A 6,177-nucleotide genomic window follows, 5' to 3' on the forward strand; every position below is an offset into this window, starting at 1 on the left:
CAGTTGGTGAAATCATTCAGCTATTTTTTGCTTATTCTGTTGAATGATACGTTTTGTATCATCATCAGGCAAAAAAATATCTGGGAATACAGTCTCAACTTTTACGTCATAAAGAAAAGCAAACTTAGTTGCGAGTTTTGTTCCTGGATTCCTTACTCCGTTTTCAATGCTTCTAACAGTAATTTCAGCAATATCAAGTAATTCAGCAACATCTTTACGTGACCAGTTATGATCATTCCGTAATTTGATTAGCTCTAATCGCTTTTTTGTTTTAACCATTTTTTCACCTCATTTCTGATACGTTTCGTATCAATGACTTAATAGTACATGATACGTAACGTATCGTCAAGAACTAATTTGATATTTTTTGTATCATTTTTAAATAAAGATACTAATTGTATCGCTTAATTGATACAATCTATATCGAAAGGTGGTGTTTTTATTGGCAGATACTGGTTTAGGTGAACGCTTAAAGAATCTTAGAAATGACCTTGGTAAAACTCAAGATGATATAGCAAAACACCTAGGAATAACACGGGCTGCATACTCCCATCTTGAAAATAATCGTAATGAACCAGATAATAAGACCCTCATTACGCTTGCAGACTACTTTGGGGTTACGGTCGATTATCTACTTGGTAAAAATCAAACTCCAAAGTGGGCAAATGAGAAGGATGCTAATGACTTGGCACAATTCTTAAAAGATAATGCAGGTTCAATGACCTACAAAGGTGAAAATTTAACAGAAGACGAAAAAGAAAAACTAGAAATTGCTATGACTCAGATTTTTTGGAAGAGACATAAGCATGATTAGAGGTGTGTACTATGAGCAGACGATTCATCAACCAAGCAACGCAGATCGTTACCCATCGGTATCACACTGCTGACCCGTTTGTTATTGCTGAGAAACTCAATGTAGAAGTCGATTGGAAATTCTTAGGTGAATCTCCACTGGGAAAGACGATTTACGACAAAAATAACCCCATTGTAATTTTGAACAATTCGCTTCGTGATAGCCCGCTGCGTTACTTCACCATGGCTCACGAACTAGGTCACATTATTCTGCAGGAAGGTTTAGTGGGATATTACTGTCTTAACAACTGGACGCACTCGGAAATGGAAAACGAGGCTAATGAGTTTGGGGTCTCACTTTTAGCCCAGCTATATATAGAAGAAAACGGCTGTTTACCAGCTAACTATTCGGACTTAGTGCATGAGTACGGATTACCATGCAGCTAATAATAAGGCTATGAAAATGAGAAATTTACAAAAAAAGCAATTTGAGGAGAATAATTATGGATAAAAATGAATTTGCATCGAAACTAAAAGCATTATCAGAACAAGTCGATAGTTTTGAAGGTCAGCTCAATACCGAAGAGGCTACAAAAAACGCATTGATTATGCCATTCTTCGCTAATTTAGGATACAACGTCTTCAACCCTACAGAATTTGTTCCAGAATTTACAGCTGACTTTGGTAGTAAAAAAGGTGAGCGCGTTGATTACGCTATTGTTATAAACGATGAGGTACAGATTTTAGTTGAAACAAAAGAACTATCAGATAACTTAGAAAAGAAAGATTCCCAATTATTCCGGTATTTCACTGCTACTAAAGCCAAATTCGGTATTCTAACCAACGGTGATACATATAAGTTCTACACTGATTTGGAGGAACCGAACGTCATGGACAGCACTCCCTTTCTTACCATAAAAATTTCGGATCTCAAGAATTCTCAAATTAGTGAACTTTTTAAGTTTACTAAAGAAAACTTTGACATCGAAAATATTACTGATAGCGCTTCAGATTTAAAGTATGTTGGACTTGCTAAGGACTATTTCACCAGTGAAATGGTAGAACCAGATGAAGAATTTGTTCGTTTAGTGCTCTCTCACATTTACGACGGAATTAAAACCCAACAAGTTGTAGAGCAATTTAAACCCGTAATTGCAAAAGGTCTTAATCAAATCATTTCTGAACAAGTAAATAGCAAGTTAAACAATGCTTTGAATCAAACTACAAGTGACTCTACTGAAAATGAACAAGACACTTTAACTAACAGCACTGCAAAAGAAGAAAACGCTATAGTTACCACTCCAGAAGAATTAGAATCATATGCGATTGTAAAACTTATCTTAAAAGATGTTCTAGATACCAACCGTATTGTTTACCGCGACAATCGTAGCTACTTTAACGTATTAATTGATGATAATAACCGCAAATGGGTTCTCCGCGTATTCTTTAAGACCAATCGTAACTATATTTTGCTCAATGACGATGATAGTACTGAAATTAATTTTGAATCACCAATTGATATTTACGATAGTGCAGACAAGATTCGTACTATTGCTGAACAATTTAAGTAACGTAACTTCAAATTCCTTAATAGGGCTTTTATCTAACAACATAGCTGAATTTGATGCTAAAAAGAAGCAACTGTTAGGTTTGTAGTCTCGAGGCGAATCAATAAAATGAAATCATGTTTGGGAAGATTGGGAGATATGGAAAATGAATGATCTGTTGGCCACCTTACTCGGCATCGGCGTGTCAGTGGCACAAGTCCTTTTTTGGATTTGGGTAGTTACTGCAATGATGAAGCATTTCAACAGCAAAACATTTAAACATCCTTGGGGAAAATACTTACTTTATTCAGTAGCTGTCTGTGTCGTTTTAGGTATTTTTTATTCAATAACTATGCCAAAGAGCGCTAGTAAAAGCACGAAAGCCGCAACTACTATTTACCCTACAAAGATAACTAAAATTTCAGAAGCTAAAGACCACTACTGGGTAATTGAAGGAACCACCAAAGCGCCAGATAAAGCTAAGGTCCTCGTTACTGCTGAAAAAAAGAGCAATTTCAATTACGGCGATAACGAAGGCCAATCAGTTTCTGAAGCTTCTTTTGCGAGAGTTCACAACGGTAAATTCAAAGTTAAAGCCGATCCCATGGATATTGAAAATGCTGACACGGGCAAAACTGGTCAAACTACACCAGTAGCTATATTTGCTACAACGAAAGTTAAAGGTGATTGGTCTGATAGTAATTTACCGAAAGATTGGAAGAAACAAAAATTAACACCGGTCAAGTTGAAAATGAGCCAATCTCAAGCCAAGTATATGAATGATGATGACGATGACTCATCTTCCAGCTCCAATGATTCTTCCGATTCTTCCAGTTCGGAATCTAGTGCCGTTGAATCAGCTCGTAAGCAGAACGATAAGAGCAATACACAGAAATACTATGAGGCGCTGCAAAAGCTTCCTGAAGAATCACATGGTGCAATTGATAAAGCTTATTACGATAAAAATAGTGAACAAGCAATCATTGTTATTGATGACGCTAACCTCATGGGAACAGATGCACAACTGAAACATAACGTTAGAGAGTGTTGGTCTATCGGTCAGGGAATTTATGAGAAGTACTCTCCTCTCCCTGACAAGATAAACGGTGATTTTGTTGTGGTCAAAGATAGTGCTGGAAATGAATTAGCACATACCGGTATGCTTGGCGGATTCAAATATAGCGGAGAATAATTTGGAATAATTGGAGGAATTTCAAATGAAATTACGTAACTATGTATTATGAGGATTCGTTTTTAAACTAGCAATCACAGCAATTAGAAGGAAGATTTTAACATGGCCGGAAAAAATAATCATCTGTCTCCGTCGGATAAGTTCAATAAAGCTAACCAAAACTTTAAATCCGTTTATTATGCTGGAAAAAACCGTGAAAATAATGGGAAACCAAACAAGTATCATTGGTTGCCAGAGTGGACATTAAGTAAAAGTAATTACTTGTTGAATGAGCGACATGCTTCAAGAAATCGCAAAGTGTACAAAAGAGGATCCATTGTCAATGTTAACTTTGGTGTTAACGTTGGCGAAGAACTAAGTGGAAATCACTTTGGTATTGTGCTTAATCGCCATGACAATAAAAGAAATGACAAGCTAACTGTAATTCCCCTGACCTCTCATGAACATACTAATACTGTTAAGCTTGACAAAACGATATTGAATTTATCCAATTCTTTTTTCGATCAATCGATTACCCATCGAATGTTAGTTATATTAGCGACCTACAAGATATTTTATACGCCATTAAAAGCTTTGGAACCGGAAACTCTATCACCCGAAGCCTTTATAGATAAATCCTTAAAAAACTTGAATCATGTTTTACCTGAGTACACTAAAATGCTTAAAGAACTTGTCAATCAAAAATTACCAGATGAAAATTCGGCGATTAAATTCATTCAATCTGATTCACCAAAGGATATGCAGGCAAAAGACTTCGCTGAGTACCTATTCAGTAAAGATTTCTTTAGAAAACAAGGCCAGCTGGTAAATGATTTAGGCTTTGCGTACCGCAAGTACGAACAATATGGGAAAGATACTTGGGCTAAGATTTCGGATATTCAGACTGTTAGTAAATCTAGGCTGATAAGAATTAATTCTGCAGATCCAATTGGCGAAATCCATGTATCGCCATCTGTCCTTGACACAATTGATAAAGAAATCATTAGATTGTTCACCCACTCTGAATAGATGTTTCACTTGACATCGAAATTATTCTAATAGATAATATAGCTATCGAGAGGACGTATGCGCCTCACCTATAAAATTAGATTCGGCTTTACGCCAACCTAAATAAGGTAGCTATCATTTGATAGCTACCTTTTTTGGTATCACTAATATTAGCCCAGGAGGGCTTTTATTTAGCACCCTAAAAGAACATACGTTTGGACCATTTAGCTAAGATTCCACAAATGAGGTGATTTTATGGCTTCAATCAGACAATATCAGCTAAAAAATGGAGCGAAGCGCTGGGAGTTCCAAGTTTACCTAGGCCGTGACACTGGCACTGGTAAACAGATCAACAAGCATCAACAAGGATTTAAGACCGAGGAAGATGCTAAGCTGGCTGCTAAGCAAATGGAGCTGCAGGCACTTAAAAGTGAATATGATTATCACGACACTAAGAAATACACGGTTGGTGAATACCTGGACTTCTGGATCAACGATTTAAAACAAGATGTTAAAGAAGGCACCTTGATTGTCCACCGCTATAATATCAAGCAATACATTAAGCCCTATATCGGTAAGTATCCGCTGACTAAATATGATCTAAGAGCACATCAGAAGTTTATCAACAGGTTATTCACAGCTAAGGGATTAGGACGTTCAAAGGAAGGATTAAGCTGGGGTACCGTCAAGCTAGTCAATGCCACGCTGGGAACGGCGCTAAAGAAAGCTGTTAAGCTGGGTTACATTGACAAGAATCCTACTGTTGGTGTTGAGTTCCCACGCAAGTACCGGCCAACCCTAAAAGATAAGAAGCTGCACTACTGGACATCTGAACAAGTAGACAAGTTCCTGGAAACCGCTGAGCATGACGGTGGTGACCCCATGTGGTACCTATTCTTTTTGATCATCTTTGATGCCGGCTTGCGAGTCGGTGAAGTTATGGCACTGAAGTGGTCCGACTTTGATTTTAAAACCGGCAGTTTGAACGTTGAAAGAGAACGACTATACAGAGCTGAGAAGCCTGGTCAAATTGCAATTGATAGTACCAAAACGATGGCTGGTACTCGACAAGTTCCGATGACTGAACGATTACAGGAAGCTGCCGTAGATTACAAGCAAGACCGCTTGGTACGCCGTTATCATGATGATGTCATTGATTTAAACGAGCGTGAGGAGTTCAACCAGGACTTTGTATTTCGCTATGTCCGTGGTTCCGGTAAAGGCCACGTTGTCCGGTCACGGGCGACCACTACTGCTTTCAACCGGATCACTAAAAAGGCCGGCTTACCACATATTCGTATTCACGATGGCAGGCATACAAATGCTGTCCGCCTCAGACAGTCTGGTGTGTCCCTCGATGATATAGGAGACTTGTTGGGGCACAAAGACCCATCTACGACTAAAATATACGCTGAGGTCACCCCACTGGTTAAAGAAAAAGCCATCCAAAAGCTGGATGACTTCCTCAAAAATAATTAAAAAATACGCTTCAAAAAGCATCAAAAACAGCAGTGACTTAACTGTTTTGTTAACGGCTCAACCGTTATTAGCTTTTCGAAGCGTATATTTTTTATAACTGTTAATGCTTAAATCGTTGATTTAAAGGCGTTTGTTAAGCTTTTCGCCCAGTTCTTCAAAGCCAGGTTTACCAAGCAATGC

7 protein-coding genes are annotated in these 6,177 nt (G+C 37.9%); 6 read left to right on the forward strand and 1 reads right to left on the reverse strand.

Going from position 1 to position 6,177, the window contains the following annotated elements; translation table 11 throughout:
- Positions 1 to 12: 12 nt before the first annotated feature.
- On the reverse strand, positions 13 to 279 hold the full coding sequence (locus CES81_RS10905) for a helix-turn-helix transcriptional regulator (protein WP_089121781.1): 267 nt from the start codon (positions 277 to 279) through the stop codon (positions 13 to 15).
- Between the two features lie 163 nt (positions 280 to 442).
- Here CES81_RS10905 and CES81_RS10910 point away from each other — a divergent pair, with 163 nt between their 5' ends.
- The 6 genes from CES81_RS10910 to CES81_RS10935 all read left to right on the forward strand — a co-directional run bounded on the left by CES81_RS10910 (position 443) and on the right by CES81_RS10935 (position 5,997).
- Complete coding sequence (locus tag CES81_RS10910) at positions 443 to 814, forward strand: helix-turn-helix domain-containing protein (protein ID WP_089121782.1); 372 nt, start codon at positions 443 to 445, stop codon at positions 812 to 814.
- An 11-nt stretch (positions 815 to 825) separates the two neighbouring features.
- Positions 826 to 1,239 (forward strand): ImmA/IrrE family metallo-endopeptidase, encoded by a 414-nt coding sequence (locus tag CES81_RS10915; protein WP_089121783.1) that lies wholly within the window; start codon positions 826 to 828, stop codon positions 1,237 to 1,239.
- Positions 1,240 to 1,295: 56 nt separating this feature from the next.
- Positions 1,296 to 2,363: a type I restriction endonuclease gene (locus CES81_RS10920; RefSeq protein WP_089121784.1), complete on the forward strand. Its 1,068-nt coding sequence runs from the start codon at positions 1,296 to 1,298 to the stop codon at positions 2,361 to 2,363.
- A gap of 142 nt (positions 2,364 to 2,505) precedes the next feature.
- Positions 2,506 to 3,531, forward strand: coding sequence for a hypothetical protein (locus CES81_RS10925; protein WP_089121785.1), 1,026 nt, complete (start codon positions 2,506 to 2,508; stop codon positions 3,529 to 3,531).
- A 102-nt stretch (positions 3,532 to 3,633) separates the two neighbouring features.
- Positions 3,634 to 4,539 (forward strand): putative type II toxin-antitoxin system PemK/MazF family toxin, encoded by a 906-nt coding sequence (locus tag CES81_RS10930; protein ID WP_089121786.1) that lies wholly within the window; start codon positions 3,634 to 3,636, stop codon positions 4,537 to 4,539.
- Between the two features lie 234 nt (positions 4,540 to 4,773).
- A complete protein-coding gene (locus CES81_RS10935; protein ID WP_089121787.1) occupies positions 4,774 to 5,997 on the forward strand; it encodes a site-specific integrase in 1,224 nt (407 codons plus the stop codon).
- The last annotated feature ends 180 nt before the right edge of the window (positions 5,998 to 6,177 follow it).

The organism is Secundilactobacillus pentosiphilus, from assembly GCF_002217985.1.
In the GTDB taxonomy this organism is placed as follows: Bacteria; Bacillota; Bacilli; order Lactobacillales; family Lactobacillaceae; genus Secundilactobacillus; species Secundilactobacillus pentosiphilus.